Annotated in this window: 21 protein-coding genes; 8 read left to right on the forward strand and 13 right to left on the reverse strand. The window is 70.5% G+C overall.

Annotated elements, in window-relative coordinates; translation table 11 throughout:
- Nucleotides 1-250: 250 nt before the first annotated feature.
- The 5 genes from OG214_RS13070 to OG214_RS13090 form a co-directional block, all read right to left on the reverse strand.
- Nucleotides 251-697 (reverse strand): DUF6304 family protein, encoded by a 447-nt coding sequence (locus OG214_RS13070; protein ID WP_405984842.1) that lies wholly within the window; start codon nucleotides 695-697, stop codon nucleotides 251-253.
- A 246-nt stretch (nucleotides 698-943) separates the two neighbouring features.
- On the reverse strand, nucleotides 944-1,555 hold the full coding sequence (locus OG214_RS13075; RefSeq protein ID WP_405984843.1) for a GNAT family N-acetyltransferase: 612 nt from the start codon (nucleotides 1,553-1,555) through the stop codon (nucleotides 944-946).
- A gap of 81 nt (nucleotides 1,556-1,636) precedes the next feature.
- On the reverse strand, nucleotides 1,637-2,701 hold the full coding sequence (locus OG214_RS13080) for a family 2 encapsulin nanocompartment cargo protein polyprenyl transferase (protein ID WP_363079688.1): 1,065 nt from the start codon (nucleotides 2,699-2,701) through the stop codon (nucleotides 1,637-1,639).
- A 264-nt stretch (nucleotides 2,702-2,965) separates the two neighbouring features.
- Complete coding sequence (locus tag OG214_RS13085) at nucleotides 2,966-4,372, reverse strand: family 2B encapsulin nanocompartment shell protein (RefSeq protein ID WP_405984844.1); 1,407 nt, start codon at nucleotides 4,370-4,372, stop codon at nucleotides 2,966-2,968.
- A gap of 152 nt (nucleotides 4,373-4,524) precedes the next feature.
- Nucleotides 4,525-4,710 carry a hypothetical protein gene (locus OG214_RS13090; RefSeq protein ID WP_405984845.1) on the reverse strand — a complete coding sequence of 62 codons (186 nt, stop codon included), beginning with the start codon at nucleotides 4,708-4,710 and terminating at the stop codon, nucleotides 4,525-4,527.
- Nucleotides 4,711-4,864: 154 nt separating this feature from the next.
- Here OG214_RS13090 and OG214_RS13095 point away from each other — a divergent pair, with 154 nt between their 5' ends.
- Both OG214_RS13095 and OG214_RS13100 read left to right on the forward strand, forming a co-directional pair.
- Nucleotides 4,865-5,455, forward strand: a complete 591-nt coding sequence (locus tag OG214_RS13095; RefSeq protein ID WP_363079653.1) for an N-acetylmuramoyl-L-alanine amidase — start codon at nucleotides 4,865-4,867, stop codon at nucleotides 5,453-5,455.
- A gap of 121 nt (nucleotides 5,456-5,576) precedes the next feature.
- Nucleotides 5,577-6,554, forward strand: coding sequence for a 1-aminocyclopropane-1-carboxylate deaminase/D-cysteine desulfhydrase (locus OG214_RS13100; RefSeq protein ID WP_405984846.1), 978 nt, complete (start codon nucleotides 5,577-5,579; stop codon nucleotides 6,552-6,554).
- A gap of 21 nt (nucleotides 6,555-6,575) precedes the next feature.
- On the opposite strand, the gene OG214_RS13105 is transcribed toward OG214_RS13100, so the two are convergent.
- Together OG214_RS13105 and OG214_RS13110 are read right to left on the reverse strand one after the other, a co-directional pair.
- Entirely contained in the window at nucleotides 6,576-7,160 is a 585-nt protein-coding gene (locus OG214_RS13105) for a TetR/AcrR family transcriptional regulator (protein WP_363079655.1), read from the reverse strand.
- A 272-nt stretch (nucleotides 7,161-7,432) separates the two neighbouring features.
- Complete coding sequence (locus tag OG214_RS13110; RefSeq protein ID WP_363079656.1) at nucleotides 7,433-9,040, reverse strand: Na+/H+ antiporter; 1,608 nt, start codon at nucleotides 9,038-9,040, stop codon at nucleotides 7,433-7,435.
- Nucleotides 9,041-9,075: 35 nt separating this feature from the next.
- Between OG214_RS13110 and OG214_RS13115 the strand changes: the two genes are divergently transcribed.
- The 3 genes from OG214_RS13115 to OG214_RS13125 all read left to right on the forward strand — a co-directional run bounded on the left by OG214_RS13115 (nucleotide 9,076) and on the right by OG214_RS13125 (nucleotide 10,997).
- Nucleotides 9,076-9,336, forward strand: a complete 261-nt coding sequence (locus OG214_RS13115) for a UBP-type zinc finger domain-containing protein (RefSeq protein ID WP_363079657.1) — start codon at nucleotides 9,076-9,078, stop codon at nucleotides 9,334-9,336.
- A gap of 267 nt (nucleotides 9,337-9,603) precedes the next feature.
- The gene (locus OG214_RS13120) at nucleotides 9,604-10,017 is read left to right on the forward strand and encodes an anti-sigma regulatory factor (protein ID WP_066950067.1); all 414 of its coding nucleotides are present in this window, start codon (nucleotides 9,604-9,606) and stop codon (nucleotides 10,015-10,017) included.
- A 35-nt stretch (nucleotides 10,018-10,052) separates the two neighbouring features.
- A complete protein-coding gene (locus OG214_RS13125; RefSeq protein ID WP_363079689.1) occupies nucleotides 10,053-10,997 on the forward strand; it encodes an RNA polymerase sigma factor SigF in 945 nt (314 codons plus the stop codon).
- Between the two features lie 97 nt (nucleotides 10,998-11,094).
- Here OG214_RS13125 and OG214_RS13130 read toward each other — a convergent pair whose 3' ends face one another.
- Complete coding sequence (locus OG214_RS13130; protein ID WP_363079658.1) at nucleotides 11,095-11,529, reverse strand: hypothetical protein; 435 nt, start codon at nucleotides 11,527-11,529, stop codon at nucleotides 11,095-11,097.
- Between the two features lie 137 nt (nucleotides 11,530-11,666).
- Between OG214_RS13130 and OG214_RS13135 the strand changes: the two genes are divergently transcribed.
- Both OG214_RS13135 and OG214_RS13140 read left to right on the forward strand, forming a co-directional pair.
- A complete protein-coding gene (locus tag OG214_RS13135; protein WP_363079659.1) occupies nucleotides 11,667-12,635 on the forward strand; it encodes a diacylglycerol kinase family protein in 969 nt (322 codons plus the stop codon).
- 316 nt (nucleotides 12,636-12,951) lie between these two features.
- Nucleotides 12,952-13,209, forward strand: a complete 258-nt coding sequence (locus OG214_RS13140; RefSeq protein WP_004937597.1) for a WhiB family transcriptional regulator — start codon at nucleotides 12,952-12,954, stop codon at nucleotides 13,207-13,209.
- Nucleotides 13,210-13,470: 261 nt separating this feature from the next.
- On the opposite strand, the gene OG214_RS13145 is transcribed toward OG214_RS13140, so the two are convergent.
- Together OG214_RS13145 and OG214_RS13150 are read right to left on the reverse strand one after the other, a co-directional pair.
- On the reverse strand, nucleotides 13,471-14,976 hold the full coding sequence (locus tag OG214_RS13145) for a PAS domain-containing sensor histidine kinase (RefSeq protein WP_363079690.1): 1,506 nt from the start codon (nucleotides 14,974-14,976) through the stop codon (nucleotides 13,471-13,473).
- A 432-nt stretch (nucleotides 14,977-15,408) separates the two neighbouring features.
- Complete coding sequence (locus OG214_RS13150) at nucleotides 15,409-16,479, reverse strand: SIS domain-containing protein (RefSeq protein WP_363079660.1); 1,071 nt, start codon at nucleotides 16,477-16,479, stop codon at nucleotides 15,409-15,411.
- Nucleotides 16,480-16,652: 173 nt separating this feature from the next.
- Here OG214_RS13150 and nagB point away from each other — a divergent pair, with 173 nt between their 5' ends.
- Nucleotides 16,653-17,435 (forward strand): glucosamine-6-phosphate deaminase, encoded by a 783-nt coding sequence (nagB, locus tag OG214_RS13155; protein ID WP_363079661.1) that lies wholly within the window; start codon nucleotides 16,653-16,655, stop codon nucleotides 17,433-17,435.
- Nucleotides 17,436-17,573: 138 nt separating this feature from the next.
- Here the strand turns inward: nagB and OG214_RS13160 are convergent, their stop codons facing one another.
- Genes OG214_RS13160 through OG214_RS13170 form a run of 3 tightly spaced genes read right to left on the reverse strand, consistent with a single transcriptional unit; the run spans nucleotide 17,574 to nucleotide 21,023 of the window.
- Nucleotides 17,574-19,106, reverse strand: coding sequence for a glycoside hydrolase family 3 protein (locus tag OG214_RS13160; RefSeq protein ID WP_363079662.1), 1,533 nt, complete (start codon nucleotides 19,104-19,106; stop codon nucleotides 17,574-17,576).
- A 7-nt stretch (nucleotides 19,107-19,113) separates the two neighbouring features.
- Entirely contained in the window at nucleotides 19,114-20,031 is a 918-nt protein-coding gene (locus OG214_RS13165; RefSeq protein WP_363079663.1) for a carbohydrate ABC transporter permease, read from the reverse strand.
- Nucleotides 20,028-21,023, reverse strand: coding sequence for a sugar ABC transporter permease (locus OG214_RS13170; protein WP_363079664.1), 996 nt, complete (start codon nucleotides 21,021-21,023; stop codon nucleotides 20,028-20,030). Before OG214_RS13170 ends, OG214_RS13165 begins: the two co-directional genes overlap by 4 nt.
- Between the last annotated feature and the right edge of the window lie 182 nt (nucleotides 21,024-21,205).

Below are 21,205 nucleotides of genomic sequence, written 5' to 3' on the forward strand. Positions count from 1 at the left end.
CCTTGGAGCCGTTGGGGGCCGGACGGCGGACGAACCGGACGGCGGACGAACCGACCGCCCGCCCCGTCTGGCCCGACCATCAGGCCCGACCCATCGGGGTGATCCCATCAGACCGGCCCCATCGGGGTGGTCCGCCGGGCCGGGTGCCACGGGGCGCGGCGCGTCTCGTCCGCCGGGACCGGTTCGCCGACGCGACGGCCACGCGCCGGGCCGGCCGTCATGGCCTCGTCCTCGAAGAGACCTCACACCATCAGGCCGCCCCCACCAGCGACTTGCCGCCCAGTTCCATACCGGCCGGAAGCTGACGCCGGATACGGTCGAGCGCCTCCTCGAACCCGCCCCCGGCGATACCCGACGCATAGGCCGCCCCGCCGAAGTGCAGAGTGAGACTGAGCTCCGGTCCCCGGCCGCCCGAGGACTCCGCGCCCCGCTCGCCGAGCGCCAGCAGACAGCTCAGCGTGGCCTGCTGGATCGCGCCTTCCGAGGTGACGGGCAGCGGGATGTCCCACTCCATGACGCACGACGCCAGGGCCTCGCCCGCCCCTACCGCTTCCAGCGCGGCGAAATCCGCTCCTTCGTACTCAACTCCCCTTATTCGGGTGCGCACTTGCCGCCCACCCGCGGTGAGGGTGATCGCTTCCGCCCCCTGGCGGTCCCGGTACCAACCCGCCCATGTGTCCGTCGACTCCGCTGTCATGGCGCGGACTGTAGCGCTAGCGGATCTTCCCTCGCAGCACGGGTCACCGCTTCCTGTCGTACTTCCGGACAAGTACACCGTTCCCGAGACTCCGCGCCCTCTCCGGTACGAGCGTGCCGACGGCGAAAACCAGCCGCGGACTCCAACTGCCCGGCCCGGCCCGGTGTTCGGCCACTCCCCCGGCATTCGGCCACTCCCCCGGTGCTCGGCCACCCTGCCCAGGGGCTCGGCCGCTCCGCCCGGCTCTCAGCCGCCCTGCGGCTCGCGCCACATCGGCCACATATGCGGCCCGCCGGGCAGATCGACCGTGGTCCCCATGAAGGCGAAACCGAGCCGTTCGTACAGCCTCCGGCTGCGCTCGCTGCTCGCCTCCAGATAGACCGCCATACCGTCCCGGTCACAGCGCTCCAGCACCGGCGCGATCAGTGACCGGCCCAGACCGCGCCCCTGATGCTCCGGAGACACCGCGATCATCAGCAGATACTCGTGCGCCCGGTCGTGCGGATGGATCACACCCGTCAACCGGCCGACCAGCTCGGCCCGCTCATTGTCCGGATCGGCCGTCTCCCGCATCAGGGCCGGAGTGTCGTCCTCCCCCTCGGGCACCCCCGCCGGCACATGGAGCCAGAGGGCCATGGCCGTCCCGTCCTCCATGATGTCGACCCGCCCATGGGCGAGCGCGATATCGGCGAACACTCCGAGGAAAAGACCGTGCACCTTGTGACGATGGGCCGCGTCGGGAAAGACCCAGCAGCTCACCGGGTCGTCGTCGAAGGCCCGTTCGAGCAGCCGTACGAGGGTCGCCCGGTCGCTCCGCCCCGCCTGTCTGATCCCGCTCCCGGCGCTTTCCGTGCCCATCCCGCGGCCCTCCTCGTGGATCGCCGACTCACCGACCGTCAGTCCGACGCTGCGATCCTAGAGTTGGGCCGCACGGTCCGCTCAGCGGGTACGGCGCGTGACGAACTCCGCCAGAGCCAGCAGATCGCCCGCCGCCGTCAGATCGGGGACCGCCCGCGAGAGCTGGTGGACCGCCCTGGACATCCGGTCCGCCGCCTGCTGCTGCGCCCAGTCGCGCCCGCCTGCCCGCTCGACGGCGGAGGCCGCGCGCCGGACCGCGTCGGCGTCCATCGGCCGCCGGTACAGCTCGGCCAGTTCCTCGGCGGCCGGGGTGCCCGAGGACAGGGCCGCGACCACCGGCAGGGACTTCTTGTGGGCCACCAGATCGGCACCGGCCGGTTTGCCCGTACGGTCGGGGTCGCCCCAGATCCCGATCAGATCGTCGATGAGCTGGAAGGCGAGGCCCGCCTCCCGGCCGAAGGTGTCGAGCGCGGCGACCTGTTCCGCCCCCGCGCCCGCGTACAGCGCGCCCAGGGCACATGAGGTGCCCAGCAGGGCGCCCGTCTTGGCGGTCGCCATCGCGACGCACTCGTCCAGCGAGACATCGTGCGGATCGCGCCGCTCGAAGGCGCAGTCCGCCTGCTGGCCCGCGCACAGCTCGATGACACAGGCCGCGAGCCGGGCCGAGGCGGCGCCCGACGCCGGATGCGGGTCCTCGGCGACCAGCCGCAGGGCGAGGGCCATCATGGCGTCGCCCGCGACGATGGCGTCCGGTGTGCCGAACACCTTCCAGGCGGTGGCACGGTGCCGTCTGGTCGGGTCCTCGTCGATCACGTCGTCGTGGAGCAGGGTGAAATTGTGGGCCAGTTCCACGGCGACAGCAGCCCGTACGGCCTGCTCCGGATCGCCGCCCAGCGAGCGGGCGGCGGCGAGGACGAGCGCCGGTCTGATCGACTTGCCCGCCCGGCCCGAGGCCGGGGTGCCGTCGGCATGTTCCCAGCCGAAGTGGTACATCGCGATCCGGCGCAGCGGGACGGGCAACGACTCGACGGTGGAACGCAGTGCGGGATGGACTGCGGTGCGGGTGCGCTCCAGGAGGGCGACGGCCTCCTGGCCCTCGGTCGCGGCGTCCGCGCCGCTCTCGACGGTGGCATCCGTGCTGGTCATGGTCACGGTCACTTCCTCTGCGGCCTATGGGGGGACGGGGGCGGTACGGGACCGGGGCGACGCGGGGCGACACGGGTGACGCGGGTGACGCGGGTGACGCGGGGCGCCGATGCCCGGAGCCCGGGTGGGCCCGGCCCGGGTGGGCGGTGGGTCCGGCCCGGGTGGACCCCGGTGGGCCGGCCGTACGGTTCGTGTCCGTACCGCCGGCCCGGTGGACCGGCCGTACCGCTCGTCCGTACCGCCGGCCCACCCGGGACCGTCACCTCACTTCCAGCGCCCCACCTCCACGTTCTCCAGCACGCCCACGGCGTCGGGCACCAGAATCGCCGCCGAGTAGTAGGCCGTGACCAGGTACGAGATGATCGCCTGCTCGTCGATGCCCATGAAGCGGACCGACAGACTGGGCTCGATCTCGTCCGGGATACCGCTCTGCTGGAGCCCGACGACTCCCTGCTCGGTCTCGCCCGTACGCATACAGATGATCGAGGTCGTCCGGGCGTCGGAGATCGGGATCTTGTTCGACGGGAAGATCGGCACACCGCGCCACGCGGGCACATGATGGCCCGCGACCTCCACGCTGTCCGGATAGATCCCCCGCTTGTTGCACTCGCGCCCGAAGGCGGCGATGGCGCGCGGGTGCGCGAGGAAGAGCTTCGAGCCCCGGCGGCGCGAGAGCAGCTCGTCCATGTCGTCCGGGCTCGGTCCGCCGTCGTGCGGCTGGAGCCGCTGTCCGTAGTCGCAGTTGTTCAGCAGACCGAACTCGCGATTGTTGATCAGCTCGTGCTCCTGGCGCTCGCGCAGCGCCTCGACCGTGAGCCGCAACTGCTGCTCGGTCTGGTTCATCGGCTGGTTGTAGAGATCGGCGACCCGGCTGTGGACCTTCAGCACCGTCTGCGCGACGCTCAGCTCGTACTCGCGCGGTGACGCGTCGTAGTCCACGAACGTGTGCGGCACGACCGCCTCGCCGACATGTCCGGCGGACAGATCGATCTCGGCCTCGCCGTACTTGTTCGTCCGCTGGTGCGGTACGAAGGCCAGCGATGCCAGATGGCCGCTCAGCGACTCCGCGCGTTCGGCGAGGTTCAGTACGTCGCCCCTGCTCAGCACCAGGACGGTGCACGCGGTCGCCGCACGCGCCGTGTATCCCCAGGTGGCCTCCCCGTCCACCAGGGCCTGATCGCCGAAGTACGCGCCGTCGGCGAGCACTTCGAGCACGGCCTCGTCGCCGTACGGCCCCGTGCCCACCTTCTCGACCCTGCCGTGCGCCAGGAGAAAGACCTTGTCCGCCGAGCCGCCCGCCGTCGCCAGGACCTCGCCCGCCGCGAACTCCCGCTGTTCGCAGCGGCGTGCCAGCTCGGCGAGCGCCTCTTCGTCGCCATACCCGCGCAGCGCCGGCAGCTCCCCCAGTTCGGCGGGGATGACCGTGACCCGGTCTCCGGTCTGCACGAAGGTCACCCGTCCGTCACCGACGGCGTAGCTGAGCCGGCGGTTCACCCGGTAGGTGCCGCCCTGCACCTGGACCCACGGCAACATCCGCAGCAGCCACCGTGAGGTGATCTCCTGCATCTGCGGTACCGACTTGGTGGTGGTCGCCAGGTTCCGGGCGGCGTCCGTTCCCAGACTCTGCTGGGGCGGCGGCTGCACTGCGCGGACCTCGTCACCAACCGACATGAAGTCTCCCTCTCGATCATCTGCTGACCTGCAAGCAGAAAGCTTCCAGCACGGGGAGTGCGCGCGCCATTACACAAACGAGTGGGACTGGATCACTCCGTACGGGGCAGAACACACCGAATTTCATCCCGACGGCCCAGCGCGGCGCCCCTTCACCATCCGTCCGCGCCAGGCCGCGTCTCGTACGAGGCCGCGTACGACATCCCGTACGGCATCCCGCGCTCCGGCCTGTACGACATCTCGCGCTCCGGTCTGTACGACGACTCGCCCGCGAGCACACCGAGTACTCGGCCCGCGACTCCCGCGACACCGCTCCGTGTCCGGATCGGCTCGCACACCGTGCGAACGGCTCGTAGCGCCGCGGACCTTCGGGTAGCAAGCCGCGGTACGAGACATTCCGCCCACCGGAAGCCCGTCTGCCGACAGGTCACCCGTCTACAGGTCAACCACCAACAGTTCGCCCGTCACTCGCCCATCAGAAGGGAGTCGGCCATGGCCCGACCCATGTCCGCAGGACGTTTTCTCGACGCGCTCACGAACGAGGGCCTCACGGTCGTCGAAGTCGACGACTGGCGTACCCACAACCGGGATCACAAGGGCCCCTGGGGCCCGGTCCACGGTGTGATGATCCATCACACCGTCACCCGGGGCACCGACGCCACCGTACGGCTCTGCAAGGACGGCCACTCCGCCCTGCCGGGGCCGCTCTGCCACGGTGTGATCGCGAAGGACGGCTCCGTCCATCTCGTCGGCTACGGCCGGGTCAATCACGCGGGGCTCGGCGATGTCGAAGTGCTGCGGGCCGTGATCGCGGAGAAACGGCTGCCCCCGGACCACGAGGCCAACACCGACGGCAACCGCTACTTCTACGGCTTCGAGTGCGAGAACCTGGGCGACGGCGAGGACCCGTGGCCGCCCGAGCAGTTGGAGGCCGTCGAAAGGGCGGCGGCGGCCGTCTGCCGGCACCACGGCTGGACCGCCGCGTCGGTCATCGGGCATCTGGAGTGGCAGCCGGGCAAGATCGATCCCCGGGGCTTCACGATGGCGTCGCTGCGCGCCCGCGTCCAGGACCGCCTCAAGTGAGGTCGGCGTCCGCATGGGGCCCGTATCCAGGTGAGGTCCGGTCCCGCATGAGCGCCGTGTCCCGCACGAGACCCGCACCTCATGTGCGGCCCGATCCGGCCGTGGGTCGGACAATGGCGGGGTGACCTCCTACGAAGCGCTCGACCCCGGGGCCCTGCGGCCACGGCTTCCGTCGCCGCTGCGGCCGGCCGAGGACGAGCGCTTCGCCCGGCACGGCGTACGGCTGCTCCTCAAGCGCGACGATCTGATCCACCCCGAGCTGGTGGGCAACAAGTGGCGCAAGCTGATGCCGAATCTGCGGACGGCCGCCGAGGACGGCCGGCGGACCCTCGTCACCTTCGGCGGCGCGTACTCCAACCATCTGCGCGCGACGGCGGCCGCCGGGCGGCTGCTGGGCTTCGACACGGTGGGGGTCGTACGGGGCGAGGAACTGGCCGGCCGGCCGCTGAACCCGTCGCTCGCCCGGTGCGCGGCCGACGGGATGCGGCTGTGTTTCATGGACCGCGCGACCTACCGCCGCAAGGCCGAACCCTCAGTCGTCAGCGCCCTTCTCGCACGGGAGGGGCTCGATCCCGGCGCCGTGCATGTGGTGCCCGAGGGCGGCAGCAACGAGCTCGCCGTACGGGGCTGCGTGGAACTCGGCCGGGAGCTGCGCGGTGCGGCGGGGACCGTCGCCGTCGCCTGCGGGACGGGCGGAACGCTGGCGGGGCTTGCCGCCGGGCTCGGTGCCGGACAGCGGGCGCTGGGGTTCCCGGTCCTCAGGGGCGGCTTCCTGGGCCGGGAGATACGGGACCTCCAGCGCGCCGCGTTCGGCGGCCCCGCCGGGGAGTGGGGGCTGGACGACCGCTTCCACTTCGGCGGTTTCGCCCGTGTCCCCCCGGAGCTCGACGCGTTCGCCGAGGACTTCGAGGACCGGCACGGGCTCGCGGTGGAACGTCTCTATGTCGCCAAAATGCTGTACGGGCTCACGGCCCTGGCGGAGGAGGGGCTCTTCGCACCCGGCACGACGGTGGCCGCCGTCATCACAGGCGGCCCGGAACCGCACGAGCCGCAGGAACCGCAGGAGCCGCACGCGCCGCCGAAGGGCTGGAACACCTGAGCGCCATTCGTCAGACAGGCCCTAGACCTCGGAAGCGGTCGCCGGCATGCCGTAGCGGAGGCCGTCGATGACCAGGTCGAGCAGCCGCGCGGCGCGCGCCTCGCCCTCCTCGCCGGGGGCGACCCGCCACAGGAAGCCCAGCACCAGCAGCACATCGTCCGGGTCGCTGCCGGGCCGGATGGCGCCGTCGTCCTCGCAGGCGCGCAGCAGCGAGGTGAGGGCCCCGATGACCAGGTCGTAGGCCTCGCCGGCCAGGGCCTCGTCGGTGAGGGCGTGCAGGACGTCCGACAGGCCGTGCTTGACCCGGCCGTAGTGCGCCAGCCGGTCGAGCCACAGCCGCAGGGACTCCAACGGTGCGTGCTCCGCGAGCAGTTCGGGTGCGTAGGCCCCGAGCCGCTCCACCTCATGCCGGTAGACCGCCATGATCAGCGTCTCGCGGGTGGGGAAATGCCGGTAGAGCGTCCCCGGGCCGACACCGGCCTGCTTGGCGATGGAGTTCAGTGACGCGTCACTGGAGGCCGCGAACGCGTCCCGCGCGACCTCGACGATACGGGCGCGGTTCTGCCGCGCGTCCGCCCGCAGGGGCTCGTTCCGCTGCTCGGCCATGCCGTCTCCCAGCCCTCTCGTCGGGGACCGCGCGGGTCCGCCCGCCTTCCGGAGACCTCTCCGGTACGATCCGAGCGATCCGGAGACTTCTCCGGTCAAGTAGAGCACACCCCGTACGCACGCGGCATGCGCGGATCCGGCGCGGATCGGCGCGAATCCGGCGCGGACCCCGCACGTCGGCGAAGGTCCGCGCGGGTGCGCACCGCCTGGCGTGCACCGGGCGGTACGGCGCCATGCCCGTACCGCCCGGTGTACGCCACGGCACGCCCGGGTCAGGTGCCGTCCGCGCCGTCCTCCCGGTACGCCGCCGCCTCCTCCAGGTCCAGTCTGCGCAGCAGCGTCCGCATCATCTCGTCGTCGATACGGCGCCGGTCCCGCAACTCCACGAAGACCGCCCGCTCCGCCTCGATCATCTCTCCCGACAACCGCCGGTAGGTCTCGTCCGCCGACTCCCCCGTCACCGCGTTGACCGCCCCGAGCCGTTCCCACACCGCGTTGCGGCGGCGGGCCAGGACCGCGCGCAGCCGCTCCGCCAGCGGCTCGGGCAGCGCGTTGCGCTCGTCGGCCAGCAGTTCGTCGAGCCGTCGCTCCGCCGCCGCTGACGCCTCGCTCTGCGCCTGCGCCTCGGCCAGGGTCTCGGCCTGGCGGTCACGGCCCGGCAGTCTCAGCACCCGGATCAGCACCGGCAGGGTGAGTCCCTGCACGACCAGGGTGCCGATCACCGTCGTGAAGGTCAGGAACAACACCAGATTGCGCCCGGGGAAGGGCTGGTGGTCGTCCAGTGTCAGCGGGATGGAGAACGCGATCGCCAGCGACACCACTCCGCGCATACCCGCCCAGCCGACGATCAGCGGCGCGGTCCAGTTGGTCTCCGGCTCGCGCTCCTTGATCCGCCGGAACATCGCGCGTGGCAGGAAGGTCGCCGGATAGACCCAGATGAACCGGACCACCACCACCGCCACGAAGACCCCGGCCGCGTAGAGGAGCGACTCCCCGACCCCGTACGTCCCGAGCCCCTCCAGTACGAACGGCAGCTGAAGCCCGATCAGGGCGAAGACCGCCGACTCCAGGACGAACGCGACCATCTTCCACACCGCGTGCTCCTGGAGCCTGGTCGCGAAGTCCACCTGCCAGGATCGGTGTCCCAGATAGAGCGCGACCACCACGACGGCGAGCACGCCCGACGCGCCCACCTGTTCGGCCAGCGCGTAGGCGACGAAGGGGATCAGCAGCGAGAGGGTGTTCTGGAGGAGCGCCTCCCTGAGATGCGTACGCAGCCAGTGCAGCGGCACCATCAGCAGCAGTCCGACACCGATCCCGCCGAGCGACGCCAGCGCGAACTCCCGCAGCCCGCCCGCCCAGGTCGCGCCCGCGCCGGTCGCCGCGACCAGCGCCACCTTGAACGCGGTGATCGCGGTGGCGTCGTTCACCAGCGACTCACCCTGGAGGATGGTGGTGATCCGGCTCGGCAGCCGCAGTCTGCGGGCGATGGCCGTGGCCGCCACGGCGTCCGGCGGCGCGATCACCGCGCCCAGCACCAGGGCCGCGGTCAACGGCAGATCGGGCACCAGCAGATAGGCGAGCCAGCCCACCGCGACCGTGGCGAAGAGGACATAGCCGACCGAGAGCAGGGCGACGGGTCTGATGTTCGCCCGCAGATCGAGATACGAACTGTCCACCGCGGCCGTGTACAGCAGGGGCGGCAGCAGCAGTGGCAGCACGATGTGCGGATCGAGTGTGTAGGTGGGCACACCGGGCACGTACGAGGCGATCAGCCCCGCCGCCACCAGCAGCAGCGGTGCCGCCACGGGTGTCCTGCGCGCGGCACCGGCGATCGCCGCGCTGCCCGCCACCAGTGCCACCAGGGGCAATACGTCCATCCCACCGTCCTCACACGCGTCGTAACCTGGTCATCATGAGTGAGTGCCCCCATGTTGCGGAACTTCCGCGTCCCGAGCCCGCCCCGCGGGGTGAGACCTGCGCGGAGTGCGTCGCGGTCGGCAGCCACCCCGTTCAGCTGCGACTCTGCCTCGTCTGCGGACAGGTCGGCTGCTGTGACTCCTCCCCCTATCAGCACGCCACAGCACACTTCAAGGAGACGGGTCACACGGTGATGCGGAGCTTCGAACCCGGCGAGAGCTGGCGCTGGTGCTATGCCGACGGCGCGATCGTCTGAGCCTACGGTTCGATCGTCCGACGGCTGGGTACGTCAACCCTCCCCCGGTTGCTCGCAATTGAGCATCGCAGACCTCTAGCCACTTTCTGTGTTCATGTGCTTACCATGAGTGACAGTCGCCGGACGGGGGTCCCCGGCGACACGGCACCACGGAATCGCGATAGCGTCGCCAGTCCAGACCGGCTACGTACCGACTACGTACCGCGAGGCTTCGGGACATCCCCCGTTCCGGAGCCCTGAAGAGCTTGTGCCACCTTGGAGGTGAGGGTGTCCCAGATCGCAGGCGAGCCCGGGACCCAGGACTTCGTGGAAGTCCGGCTGCCCGCTGCGGGTGCCTACCTGTCCGTGCTGCGTACGGCCACGGCCGGCCTCGCGGCGCGCTTGGACTTCACCCTCGACGAGATCGAGGACCTGCGTATCGCGGTGGACGAGGCCTGCGCGATCCTGCTTCAGCAGGCCGTACCGGGCTCCGTTCTGAGCTGCGTCTTCCGTCTTGTGGAGGACGCGCTCGAAGTGACCGTCTCGGCCCCCACCACGGACGGACGCGCGCCGGAACGCGACACCTTCGCCTGGACGGTGCTCTCGGCGCTGGCCGGCAAGGTCGACTCGACGGTGGCGGAGGACCGTACGGTCACCATCAGCCTCTACAAACAGCGCGGCGCGGGACCCGGGCCGGCGTGAGGAACGGGGACGGTCCGGTGCGTGACGAGGGGCGCATCCCACGGGAACCGCGGGGAGGGCACGAAGCTTCCGAGGAGCTGGTGCTCGCCCCCGCGGGCATCCCGGAGCAGCAGGCCCGTCCCCACCCGGAGGACGGACTTGACGGCCACACGGCCGCGGCGGAGCAGGCGCAGGCAGAGCGGGCGGCCTTTATGAGCGAGCAGCACAACGAGAAGCACCACGATCCACATGACCGCAGCGGTGCGCGGGCGATGTTCGTCGAGCTGCGCGAGCTGCCCGACGGCTCGCCCGAGCGGGCCGACCTCAGAAACCAGCTCGTGCGGATGCATCTGCCGCTGGTCGAGCATCTGGCGAGACGGTTCCGCAACCGCGGCGAGCCGCTGGACGATCTGACACAGGTCGCGACCATCGGCCTGATCAAGTCGGTGGACCGGTTCGATCCGGAGCGCGGTGTCGAGTTCTCGACATACGCGACACCGACGGTGGTCGGGGAGATCAAGCGGCACTTCCGGGACAAGGGCTGGGCGGTGCGGGTGCCGCGCCGGCTCCAGGAGCTGCGGCTCTCCCTGACGACGGCCACGGCCGAACTCTCCCAGCAGCACGGCCGTTCGCCCACGGTCCATGAGCTGGCTGAGCGGCTCGGTATCTCGGAGGAAGAGGTCCTGGAGGGGCTGGAGTCCGCCAACGCGTACTCCACACTGTCGTTGGACGTCCCGGACACGGACGACGAGTCCCCCGCGGTGGCGGACACACTGGGCGCGGAGGACGAGGCGCTGGAGGGTGTCGAGTACCGCGAGTCGCTCAAGCCGCTGCTGGAGGATCTGCCCCCGAGGGAGAAGCGGATTCTGCTGCTCCGATTCTTCGGCAATATGACCCAGTCGCAGATCGCGCAGGAGGTCGGCATCTCCCAGATGCATGTCTCACGGCTGCTGGCCCGCACCCTGGCACAGCTTCGCGAGCGGCTGCTGGTGGAGGAGTGAGCCACCGCCAGGAGTGAGCGGCCGCCGGTAAGGGAGCAGAGGGCGTTACGGGGTTACCGGGAGGACGGTACGGGCCCCGGCGCGCGGGACGCGCTGTTCAGGCGTCGCGGGCCGGGCCACGGATACCGAGCGCTTCCGTGGTCGTCGGGTTGACGATCAGGACCAGGCCCGTCACGGCGACCACCGCGAGCGCGATCCCGGCCGGGATCAGTCCGCCCGAGGCACGCAGCAGCGTCCAGGCGACGGGCAGCGCCATGATCTGGGTGATCAGCGCCGGGCCCCGGCTCCAGCCCCGGCGCAGCAGCATTCCCCGGGCGGCGAGCAGCGGAATGGCACCGAGCACGATCAGGGTGATACCGCCCATCTCCGCCTGCTGGGGACTGTCGGGCCGTCCGAGCACACCCATCACCAGCAGATACACACCGCCGACGACCAGTGCGAGGGCTTCGAGCCCGCAGACGGCGGCCGCCGCGGTCAGTCGCGCGGGGCGCGGGGACGGCGCGGGGGCGGTGGTCTCTTCACTGCTGCTCACCCTTGCAGGGTAACCACAGCCCGTACGGGCGCCCTCCGGCAGGCCCGTACGGGCACCCCGGCCGCCCCTGCCCGGCCCCGGCAGGCCCCGGCGTCCCGGAGGCGACCCTCCCGCGCCCGGCCGGTAATCTGCTGGGCATGCGCGCACTCCTTGTGGTCAATCCGGCAGCAACCACCACCAGTGCACGCACCCGCGATGTCCTCATGCACGCGCTCGCCAGCGAGATGAAGCTGGAAGTGGTGACCACGGAATACCGTGGACACGCCCGTGACCTGGGCAGACGCGCCGCGGACTCGGACGATGTGGAGCTGGTCGTCGCCCTCGGCGGGGACGGCACGGTCAACGAGGTCGTGAACGGTCTGCTTCACAACGGTCCCGATCCGGACCGGCTGCCGCGGCTCGCGGTGGTCCCCGGCGGCTCGACCAATGTCTTCGCCCGCGCGCTCGGGCTGCCCAATGACGCGGTGGAGGCGACGGGCGCGATCCTGGACGCGCTGGCCCTCCGTAGCGAACGTACAGTCGGTCTGGGACTGGCGGCCGGCACACCGGGGACGGAGGACGAGGCGGTGCCGTCCCGCTGGTTCACCTTCTGCGCCGGATTCGGTTTCGACGCCGGGGTCATCGGCCGGGTCGAACAGCAGCGGGAACGCGGAAAGCGTTCGACACACGCCCTCTATGTGCGCCAGGTCGTACGGCAGTTCCTGGAGGAGCCGCATCGCAGACAGGGGCTCATCACCCTGGAACGCCCCGGCGCGGACCCGGTCGAGGATCTCGTGCTGTCCATAGTCTGCAACACCGCGCCCTGGACCTACCTGGGCAATCGCCCGCTGTACGCCTCTCCCGAGGCGTCCTTCGACGCGGCCCTGGACATCCTCGGGCTGACCAGATTGTCGACAACGGCGGTGGCGAGATATGCCACGCAATTGCTCACATCGAGCCCCGACCGGGGGCCTCATGGACGGCACGCGGTGTCTCTTCATGATCTGACCGACTTCACCTTGCATTCCAAGGCACCCCTCCCCCTGCAGATGGACGGAGACCACCTTGGGCTCCGTACGAGCGTGACGTTCACAGGCGTACGCCGTGCACTGCGTGTGATTGTGTGAGTGGAAGGGCCTAAACTCCTTTCACTCGAACGTTTAGCCTGGGATCCACCCCATGGAAGTACGGCTGTGACCTAGTCGACACCGAGGAATCAAAAAAAACTTTCCAGAAGGGGTTGTATCCGCCGCCGAGGTTTGCGAATCTCTACTTGGCGATCGGGACGGCCCGCAACATCGGCCTCCCTGAGAACCAGAACCCCTCCTCATTCCAAGGACCACACCAGTCCGTCTGGCGGTCGGCCCTTCCCTTGTCGAGGGATTCGTGAAAGCGTTCACATTCACAAGCAATCTGCACGTAATACCAAGAGAGGTAGCAGCCATGGACTGGCGTCACAACGCCGTTTGCCGCGAGGAAGACCCCGAGCTGTTCTTCCCCATCGGCAACACCGGTCCTGCGCTGCTGCAGATCGAGGAAGCCAAGGCCGTCTGCCGTCGCTGCCCCGTCATGGAGCAGTGCCTGCAGTGGGCGCTCGAGTCCGGCCAGGACTCGGGTGTCTGGGGTGGCCTCAGCGAGGACGAGCGCCGCGCTATGAAGCGCCGCGCCGCTCGCAACCGGGCGCGTAACGCGACCGCCTGAAGCACCCTGCACGAGCCTGAGCCCGGCGGAGCGTACAGCGAGTACGCATAGCCCCGCCCCCGAACCGCAGCGCGCAGTACCCCCCGATGCGCATCGGACAGTGAGCTTCGAGCCGAGCCCCGGACCGTCACCACGGTCCGGGGCTCGCTGCTGTTCGCGTCAACTCACCGCCGTATGCGTCGATACGCCGCCGTTCGCGTCAATACGGCGCCGCGCACACCATCCGTACGGCTACATCTCGTACGGCTGCTTCCCGTACGGCTACTTCTGCGGCTCCACCGGAATGTCCAGTACCACGCGCGTACCGCGCACCGGCGCCGGCACCATGTCGAAGCCGCCGCCCAACTCCCCCTCCACCAGCGTCCGTACGATCTGGAGCCCCAGATTGCCGCCCCGGCGCGGATCGAATCCCTCGGGCAGACCGCGTCCGTCGTCCTGGACGGTGATCACCAGCCGGGCGTCCGAACGGGGGCCGTCCCCCCGTTTCTTGGCCGGTTCCCCGCCTCGGGTACCGCTGCGGACCACCGAGACATCGACCCGGCCCTGCTCCCCCGGCTCGAAGGCGTGTTCAAGGGCGTTCTGGAGAATCTCGGTGAGCACCATCGAAAGGGGGGTGGCCACCTCGGCGTCGAGAATGCCGAACCGGCCGGTGCGCCGGCAGGCGATCGTGCCCGGCGAGATCTCGGCGACCATCGCCAGCACCCGGTCGGCGATCTCGTCGAACTCCACCCGCTCGTCCAGATTCTGGGACAGCGTCTCATGCACGATCGCGATCGAACCGACGCGCCGTACGGCCTCGTCGAGGGCCTCGCGGCCCTGGGGCGAATCCATTCGCCGGGCCTGGAGTCGGAGCAGCGCGGCGACGGTCTGGAGGTTGTTCTTCACCCGGTGGTGGATCTCCCGGATGGTGGCGTCCTTGGTGATCAACTCACGCTCGCGGCGCCGGAGTTCCGTGACGTCCCGGAGCAGCACCAGCGAGCCGATCCGGATGCCCTTGGGCTTGAGCGGGATCGCGCGGAGCTGGATGACCCCGCCGCTGCCCTCGACCTCGGTCTCACGGGGCGCGTAGCCGCTGGCGAGTTTGACCATCGCCTCGTCCACCGGGCCACGGGCCGGAGCCAGTTCGTCGGTGGTCCTGCCGAGATGGTGGCCGACCAGATCGGAGGCGAGTCCCAGCCGGTGGTACGCGGAGAGGGCGTTGGGGCTCGCGTACTGGACGACCCCCTCGGCGTCGAGCCGGATCAGTCCGTCGCCCACGCGCGGCGAGGCGTCCATGTCGACCTGCTGGCCGGGGAAGGGAAAGGATCCGGCGGCGATCATCTGGGCCAGATCGGAGGCGGACTGGAGGTAGGTCAGCTCCAGCCGGCTGGGGGTGCGGACCGTGAGCAGATTCGTGTTGCGCGCGATGACGCCGAGGACCCGGCCCTCGCGCCGTACGGGGATGGACTCGACCCGTACGGGCACCTCCTCGCGCCACTCGGGGTCGCCCTCCCTGACGATGCGCCCCTCGTCCAGCGCGGCGTCCAGCAGCGGTCTGCGGCCCCGGGGGACGAGATGGCCGACCATGTCGTCCTGGTAGGAGGTGGGTCCGGTGTTGGGGCGCATCTGGGCCACGGAGACATAGCGGGTGCCGTCCCGGGTGGGCACCCAGAGGACGAGATCCGCGAAGGAGAGATCGGAGAGGAGCTGCCACTCCGAGACCAGCAGATGCAGCCACTCGAGGTCGGACTCACTGAGGGCCGTGTGCTGTCGTACGAGGTCGTTCATGGAGGGCACACAGGCGAGCGTACCCGCGCGGCGGGAACCGGTACGCACCGTGGTCTGTCGCGAACGGCCGCCGGGAAATAGGCTCGGCGTACGCATGGACAGCGAAGAATGGTCTAGTCCACAATGACGCTATAGAGCCTCCACCCTCCCCGCACAGGAGGGTGGACCGAGGTGCCGGCGCTCTCTGCCCTGACTGCGGCGGAACCTCTCCCACGGCCGAACGGGACCGCACACCCGTCGGCCGAGCAACTCCGGGCTGCGGTGCCGGACGGGTTGAGGGTCCCGTCGCGGCGCCGCGGCCCGCGGGTGAGCGGCCGGTCGGCGCGCTCCCCGTTCCCGGTCTGTACGTCTCCGTTCCCGCCCGCGCGTCTCCGTTCCCCGCCCGCGCGCCCGTTCCCGCCCGCGCGTCTCCGTTCCCGCCGTACGCCCTCGTCAGTGTGTCTCCGTGACCTTCGCGAGAGCCCGGGGGGCGTCCGGGTCCTGGCCCCTGGCGATGGTGACCTCGTACGCCAGCAGCTGGAGCGGAAGAATCTCCAGGATCGGCTGGAGCTCCTCCGGGACCCCGTCCGTGGGGAGCGCGAAGCCCGCCGACGCCGTCTCCACCTCCGCCGCCGGGCCGACCACGAACAGATCGGCGCCCCGGCCGCGCAGCCGTTCCAGCACCGGCCGCAGGGCCTCGCCGCCCTTGCCGTCGGGGACCACCGCGATCACCGGGGAGATGTTGTCGACCATCGCCAGCGGGCCGTGCAGCAGATCCGCGCCGGAGTACGCGAGCGCGGGGATGTAGCTGGTCTCCATCAGCTTCAGGGCCGCCTCCTTGGCCGTCGGATAGCCGTATCCCCGGGAGGTGATGACCATCCGTTCGGCGAAGCGGTAGCGGGAGGCGAGCGTCCGTACCTCGTCCCTGCGGGCGAGGATCCGCTCGGCGAGATCCGGCAGGACACCGGCCGCCGCGCCGTCACCGCCGCCGAGGCCCTCGACGAAGAGATAGAGCGCGAGCAGTGAGGCCGTGTACGTCTTGGTGGCGGGGAGGGCGCGCTCCGGGCCCGCCAGGACGTCGACATGGAACTCGGACACGGCGGCCAGGGGCGAGTCCGGGCTGTTGGTGACCGCGAGGGTGACCGCGCCGGCGTCCCGGGCCGCCCGGGTGGAGGCCACCAGATCCGGCGAGCCGCCCGACTGGCTGACGGTGACGACCAGCACATCGGTGAGGTCCGGCTCGGCGCCGTACGCCGTCGTGGTGGACATGGAGGTCAGCCCGCAGGGCAGGCCGCGCCGGATCTCCAGCAGATACTTCGCGTAGAGCGCCGCGTTGTCCGACGTACCGCGGGCGGTGAGCAGCACGAAGCGCGGGCTCCTCGCCGCGACCGCCGCCGCCGCCTCGCGGATCCGGGGCGCGCCGTCGCGCAGGACGCGCCGGAGCACCGCGGGCTGCTCCGCCATCTCGCCGGACATGATCCGGCCCGGCGGCTCGCCCTCCTCGGCCGGGAACACGGCTGGCATGGTCTCTCCCCTTGCTCGAAGACGTCCGCTGCTCGAAGACGTCCGCCGGCCCAGTCGACCACGGGGTTCCCGGGCCCCGCCAGCCGGACTCCGGAGATTCCCCGTCCGGCGGGGCGCCTCTGCTAGATTGGTCTATACCACATCGGACACACCATCAGATCGGCAGGCCCAGCGTGGAAGTTGTCATCGTCCAGGACGCGACGGCAGGCGGCGAACTCATCGCGGAGAGCATCGCCGCCCTGCTGCGCCGCAAGCGCGACGCCCTGCTGGGCGTGGCCACCGGTTCGACCCCCCTGCCCGTCTACCAGGCCCTGACGGCCAAGGTCCGCTCCGGCGCCGTGGACGCCTCGGCCGCCCGGATCGCCCAGCTCGACGAGTACGTGGGGCTGCCCGCCGGCCATCCCGAGTCGTACCGCTCGGTCGTGCTGCGCGAGGTGGTCGAGCCGCTGGGCCTGCCGGAGAGCGCCTTCCTGGGCCCCGACGGCGGCGCCGAGGACGTCCAGGCGGCGTGCGAGGCGTACGACCGCGCGCTCGCCGAGGCCGGCGGGGTGGACCTCCAGCTTCTCGGCATCGGCACGGACGGGCACATAGGGTTCAACGAGCCCTGCTCCTCACTCGCCTCACGCACCCGGATCAAGACGCTCACCCGCCAGACGAGAGCGGACAACGCGCGCTTCTTCGACAGCCCCGACGAGGTGCCGCACCACGTCATCACCCAGGGCATCGGCACGATCCTGGAGGCCCGCCATCTGGTGCTGCTCGCCACGGGCGAGGGCAAGGCGGAGGCGGTGGCACAGGCCGTCGAGGGCCCGCTCGCCGCGGTGGTGCCCGCCTCCGCGCTCCAGCTCCACCCCCACGCCACGGTGGTCGTCGACGAGGCCGCCGCGTCCAAGCTCAAGCTCGCCGACTACTTCCGTGACACCTTCGCCGCGAAGCCGGGCTGGCAGGGCATCTGACCCGCCCGCGCCGGCCGGTGGACACGACGGTGCCGGGCCGCCCCCGCGAGGGGTGGCCCGGCACCGTCACCTCCGTCGCGGCCGGGGCGTCCTCACCGGCGGCGACTCGTTCCTCCCGGCCCGCGTCCCGGTCCCGCGTCAGGCCTCCCGGCCCGCGATGACCTCCGCCGCGGCCTGTCCGCACACCCGCGCGGCGCCATAGGTCGCGATATGCAGGGCTCCCCTGGGCTCCGCCTCGTTCAGGCCCATCTCCACCACGACCGTCTCGGGACGGACGGCGAGCAGGGCGTCCAGGGCCTCGGCCATCCACAGGTGCCGGTGGACATCGCGTACGACGGCGACGACCGTACGCTCACCCGCCGCCGCGAGCACCCGTGCGACCAGCGCGTCCGTGTCCGTACCCGCGATACCGGCGCCGCTGTACGAGACCGTCTCCGTACCGGGAAGCAGCCGCTCCAGCTCCGCCGCGACACCCCACGGGGTCTCGTCCCCGACGGCGATGTTCGCGACGGGGGTGAAGGCGGCGACGAACGGCGCGGTGTCGAGCGGCTTCGCCGTTCCCGTCATCCGCAGCGCGCGGCGGGCCGCCACCAGGCCGATCGGGGTGCCGGGCGCGGTCCCCTCCTGTGAATCCGCGCCCGGCTCCGAAGCCCCCCTGGCCCGACGCGTCCAGTCGGCGAGACCGCGCACACGCGCGGCGGCGTCGGCCAGTCGCTCCTCGGGCAGATCACCGTTCCGTACCGCCGCGACCAGGGCGTCGCGCAGCCGCAGTACGGTGTCCTCGTCCGCCAGGCCGCCGCCGACACAGATGGCGTCGGCGCCCGCGGCGATCGCGAGGACGGAGCCGCGCTCGATTCCGTACGTCGCGGCGATGGCCTGCATCTCCATGCCGTCGGTGACGATCAGTCCCTCGAAGCCCAGCTCCTCGCGGAGCAGACCGGTGAGGATCTGCGGGCTGAGGGTCGCCGGGCGGTTCGGGTCGAGCGCGGGAAGCAGGATATGCGCGCTCATGACGCATTTGGAACCCGAGGCGATCGCTTCCTGGAAAGGCAGCAGGTCACGGGCGTGCACTGTGTCCAGATCCACGTCGATCCGGGGCATCGCGTGGTGCGAGTCGACGGCGGTGTCGCCATGGCCGGGGAAGTGCTTGGTGCAGGCGGCGACCCCGGCGCTCTGGAGGCCCTCGACATACGCGGCGGTGTGCCGGGCCACCAGCGCCGGATCGGCGCCGAAGGACCGTACCCCGATCACCGGATTGTCACGGTTGGAGTTGACGTCCGCGGAGGGGGCCCAGTTGAGGTTGACCCCGCACTCGGCGAGCCGGCGGCCCAGCTCCCGGGCGACGGCCCGGGTCAGGTCCGTGTCGTCGACGGCGCCGAGGGCGTGGTTCCCGGGGAAGGAGGAGCCGTGCCTGACCTCCAGCCGGGTGACATCGCCGCCCTCCTCGTCGATCGCGACGAGGACGTCGTCCCGGGCGCCCCGGAGCTGCGCGGTGAGCGCGGCGAGCTGCTCCGGCGAGGAGATGTTGCGGCCGAAGAGTCCGACGGAGGTGAGGCCCTCGCCGATGCGCCGCAGCAGCCACGCCGGGGCGGTGGTGCCGAGGAAGCCCGGCTGGAGGACGGCGAGGGCGTCGCGGGTGAGGGTGTCCGTACTGCTTACGAGCGTGGTCATCGGCCGATCAACCCTTCACTGCGCCGGAGGTGAGGCCGGTCGCCATGTACTTCTGCACGAGAAGGAAGAAGGCCACGACCGGGATGGCGATCAGGGTCGAGGAGGCCATCAGAGCCCCGTAGTCGATGCCGCGCGAGGTGGTGAAGTTCATCAGCCACACGTTGAGCGTGTACTTGTCGTTGTCCTGGAGGACGACATAGGCGAGGAGGTACTCGTTCCACGCCGTGATCAGGGAGAAGATCGCCGCGGCGGCGAGACCGGGGGCGAGCAGCGGGAACGTCACCCGCCAGAAGGCGCCCATCCGGCTGCATCCGTCGACCATCGCGGACTCCTCCAGCTCCGGCGGGATGTTGATGACGAAGCCGCGGATCATCCAGGTCGCGAAGGGCAGCGTCGAGACGAGATAGATGACGATGACGCCCCAGTACTCGTTCAGCCCGCCCAGGTCGTTGAGCTGGATGTAGATGGGGATCAGCATCGCCGTCGGCGGCAGCAGCTGGACGGTCAGCAGCACGATCATGAAGAACTTGCGGCCGCGGAAGCGGAACCGGCCGATGGCGAAGGCGGCGATGGTGGCGAGCAGCATGCCGCCGAGGACCGCGACACCGCAGACGATCAGGCTGGACTGGATGGCGGTACCGAAGTTCGGCTGGTTCACCGCCCGCTGGAAGTTGTCGAAGGTGATCGACGAGGGCCAGAGGGTCTGGTCGTAGCTGCGGATCTCATGGTTGGGCCGCAGCGAGCTGATGATCAGCCAGTAGACCGGGAAGGCCATGAAGACGAAGACGACCAGGCCGACGAGGTTGTAAACGAGACGGTTCTTCTTGCGGTCCGGGCGCAGGACCTGGGGCCGGTCCTGCGAACCGGCCTGAGAGCCGGCCCGGGGGGTGGCCGGGCGGGTGGCCTGGGGGGCGGAGGCGCTCATTCGACCTCTCCGATCTTGAGCAACTGGCGCAGGTAGTACACGGCGACGCCGGAGAGCAGCAGGACCGTGATGAGAGAGATGGCCGCGCCCTGGCTGAACGAGTTGGACTCGAATGCCTTCTCGAACGAGTAGATGCCGAGGACCGTGTACTCCGGCTCGGGCTTGTTGCCGCGGATCAGGAAGATCTGGCCGAAGACATTGAAGTCCCACAGTACGGACAGGGTGGCCACCATCTGGAAGACCGGCTTGATGACCGGCCAGGTGACATAGCGGAACACACCCCGCACACCCGCTCCGTCGAGAGACGCGGCCTCCTCCAGCTCCCGGGGGACCTGGGTCAGCGCCGCGTAGAGCGTGACGGCGACGAAGGGGATGGCGCCCCAGACGACGACCGCGCCGATGATCAGGAAGCCCTGTACGGGGTCGAGGAACCAGTTGTGGCCCTGGGCGTCCACTCCGAGGTACTTGGTGAGCACCATGTTCAGTACGCCGTAGTCGGAGTCGGCGAACCAGCGGAAGATGGAGGTCGCCACCAGCAGGGGCATCGACCAGGCGGCGACCAGCGCGGCCGTGAGGAGCAGCCGCGCCCAGGTGTCCATGCGCTGCATCACCATGGCGATACCGAGGCCGATGACCATGGTGGCCACCACACAGACCACCATGAAGATGACGGTCCGCCAGACGATGGCCCAGAACTCGCCGTCGCCGAGGATATTGGTGAACTGGTCGAAGCCCACCCAGGGAGCGGGCTCCCCGGTCCACAGTTCGCGCCGGCCGACATCCTGGAAGGACATGATGACCGTCTTGACCAGTGGCCAGGCGAAGACGGCGGCGATCGCGACGAACGCGGGTGCTATCAGAAGGTACGGCAGCAGCGCGCCCGCCTTGCGCGGTCTGCGCGGCACGCCCTTGGGCGGCTGAGAGCCGCTGCCTTCGGTGACCCGCGCCACGGTTACCGGCGGATCGGCTGCTTTCATGTCGGCGGCACTCACTGTGCTTGCCTTCCGTTCGGACCTGGTACCGGAGAGCGGGGGGTGGCGGACCCTCACGGGCCCGCCACCCCCCGCGGGTACTGTCCGCCGGTCCGCGCGGACTGATCCGCGAAGACCGGCCGGACAGGACCCAGGCGATCAAAGGAGTCTCAACCGGTCCGGAGTTCCGGAGGGTTCGGACT

The sequence above is a fragment of the Streptomyces sp. NBC_00872 genome (assembly GCF_045161915.1).
Lineage (GTDB): Bacteria > Actinomycetota > Actinomycetes > Streptomycetales > Streptomycetaceae > Streptomyces.

Coding starts and splice junctions, on each gene's coding strand:
- OG214_RS13165 (WP_363079663.1), bottom strand. CDS start 20,031: ATGAGCGCCTCCGCCCCCCAGGCCACCCGCCCGGCCACCCCCCGGGCC.
- OG214_RS13145 (WP_363079690.1), bottom strand. CDS start 14,976: ATGAACGACCTCGTACGACAGCACACGGCCCTCAGTGAGTCCGACCTC.
- OG214_RS13135 (WP_363079659.1), top strand. CDS start 11,667: ATGCGCGCACTCCTTGTGGTCAATCCGGCAGCAACCACCACCAGTGCA.
- OG214_RS13080 (WP_363079688.1), bottom strand. CDS start 2,701: ATGACCAGCACGGATGCCACCGTCGAGAGCGGCGCGGACGCCGCGACC.
- OG214_RS13110 (WP_363079656.1), bottom strand. CDS start 9,040: ATGGACGTATTGCCCCTGGTGGCACTGGTGGCGGGCAGCGCGGCGATC.
- OG214_RS13085 (WP_405984844.1), bottom strand. CDS start 4,372: ATGTCGGTTGGTGACGAGGTCCGCGCAGTGCAGCCGCCGCCCCAGCAG.
- OG214_RS13070 (WP_405984842.1), bottom strand. CDS start 697: ATGACAGCGGAGTCGACGGACACATGGGCGGGTTGGTACCGGGACCGC.
- OG214_RS13105 (WP_363079655.1), bottom strand. CDS start 7,160: ATGGCCGAGCAGCGGAACGAGCCCCTGCGGGCGGACGCGCGGCAGAAC.
- OG214_RS13140 (WP_004937597.1), top strand. CDS start 12,952: ATGGACTGGCGTCACAACGCCGTTTGCCGCGAGGAAGACCCCGAGCTG.
- OG214_RS13075 (WP_405984843.1), bottom strand. CDS start 1,555: ATGGGCACGGAAAGCGCCGGGAGCGGGATCAGACAGGCGGGGCGGAGC.
- OG214_RS13095 (WP_363079653.1), top strand. CDS start 4,865: ATGGCCCGACCCATGTCCGCAGGACGTTTTCTCGACGCGCTCACGAAC.
- OG214_RS13150 (WP_363079660.1), bottom strand. CDS start 16,479: ATGCCAGCCGTGTTCCCGGCCGAGGAGGGCGAGCCGCCGGGCCGGATC.
- OG214_RS13160 (WP_363079662.1), bottom strand. CDS start 19,106: ATGACCACGCTCGTAAGCAGTACGGACACCCTCACCCGCGACGCCCTC.
- OG214_RS13115 (WP_363079657.1), top strand. CDS start 9,076: ATGAGTGAGTGCCCCCATGTTGCGGAACTTCCGCGTCCCGAGCCCGCC.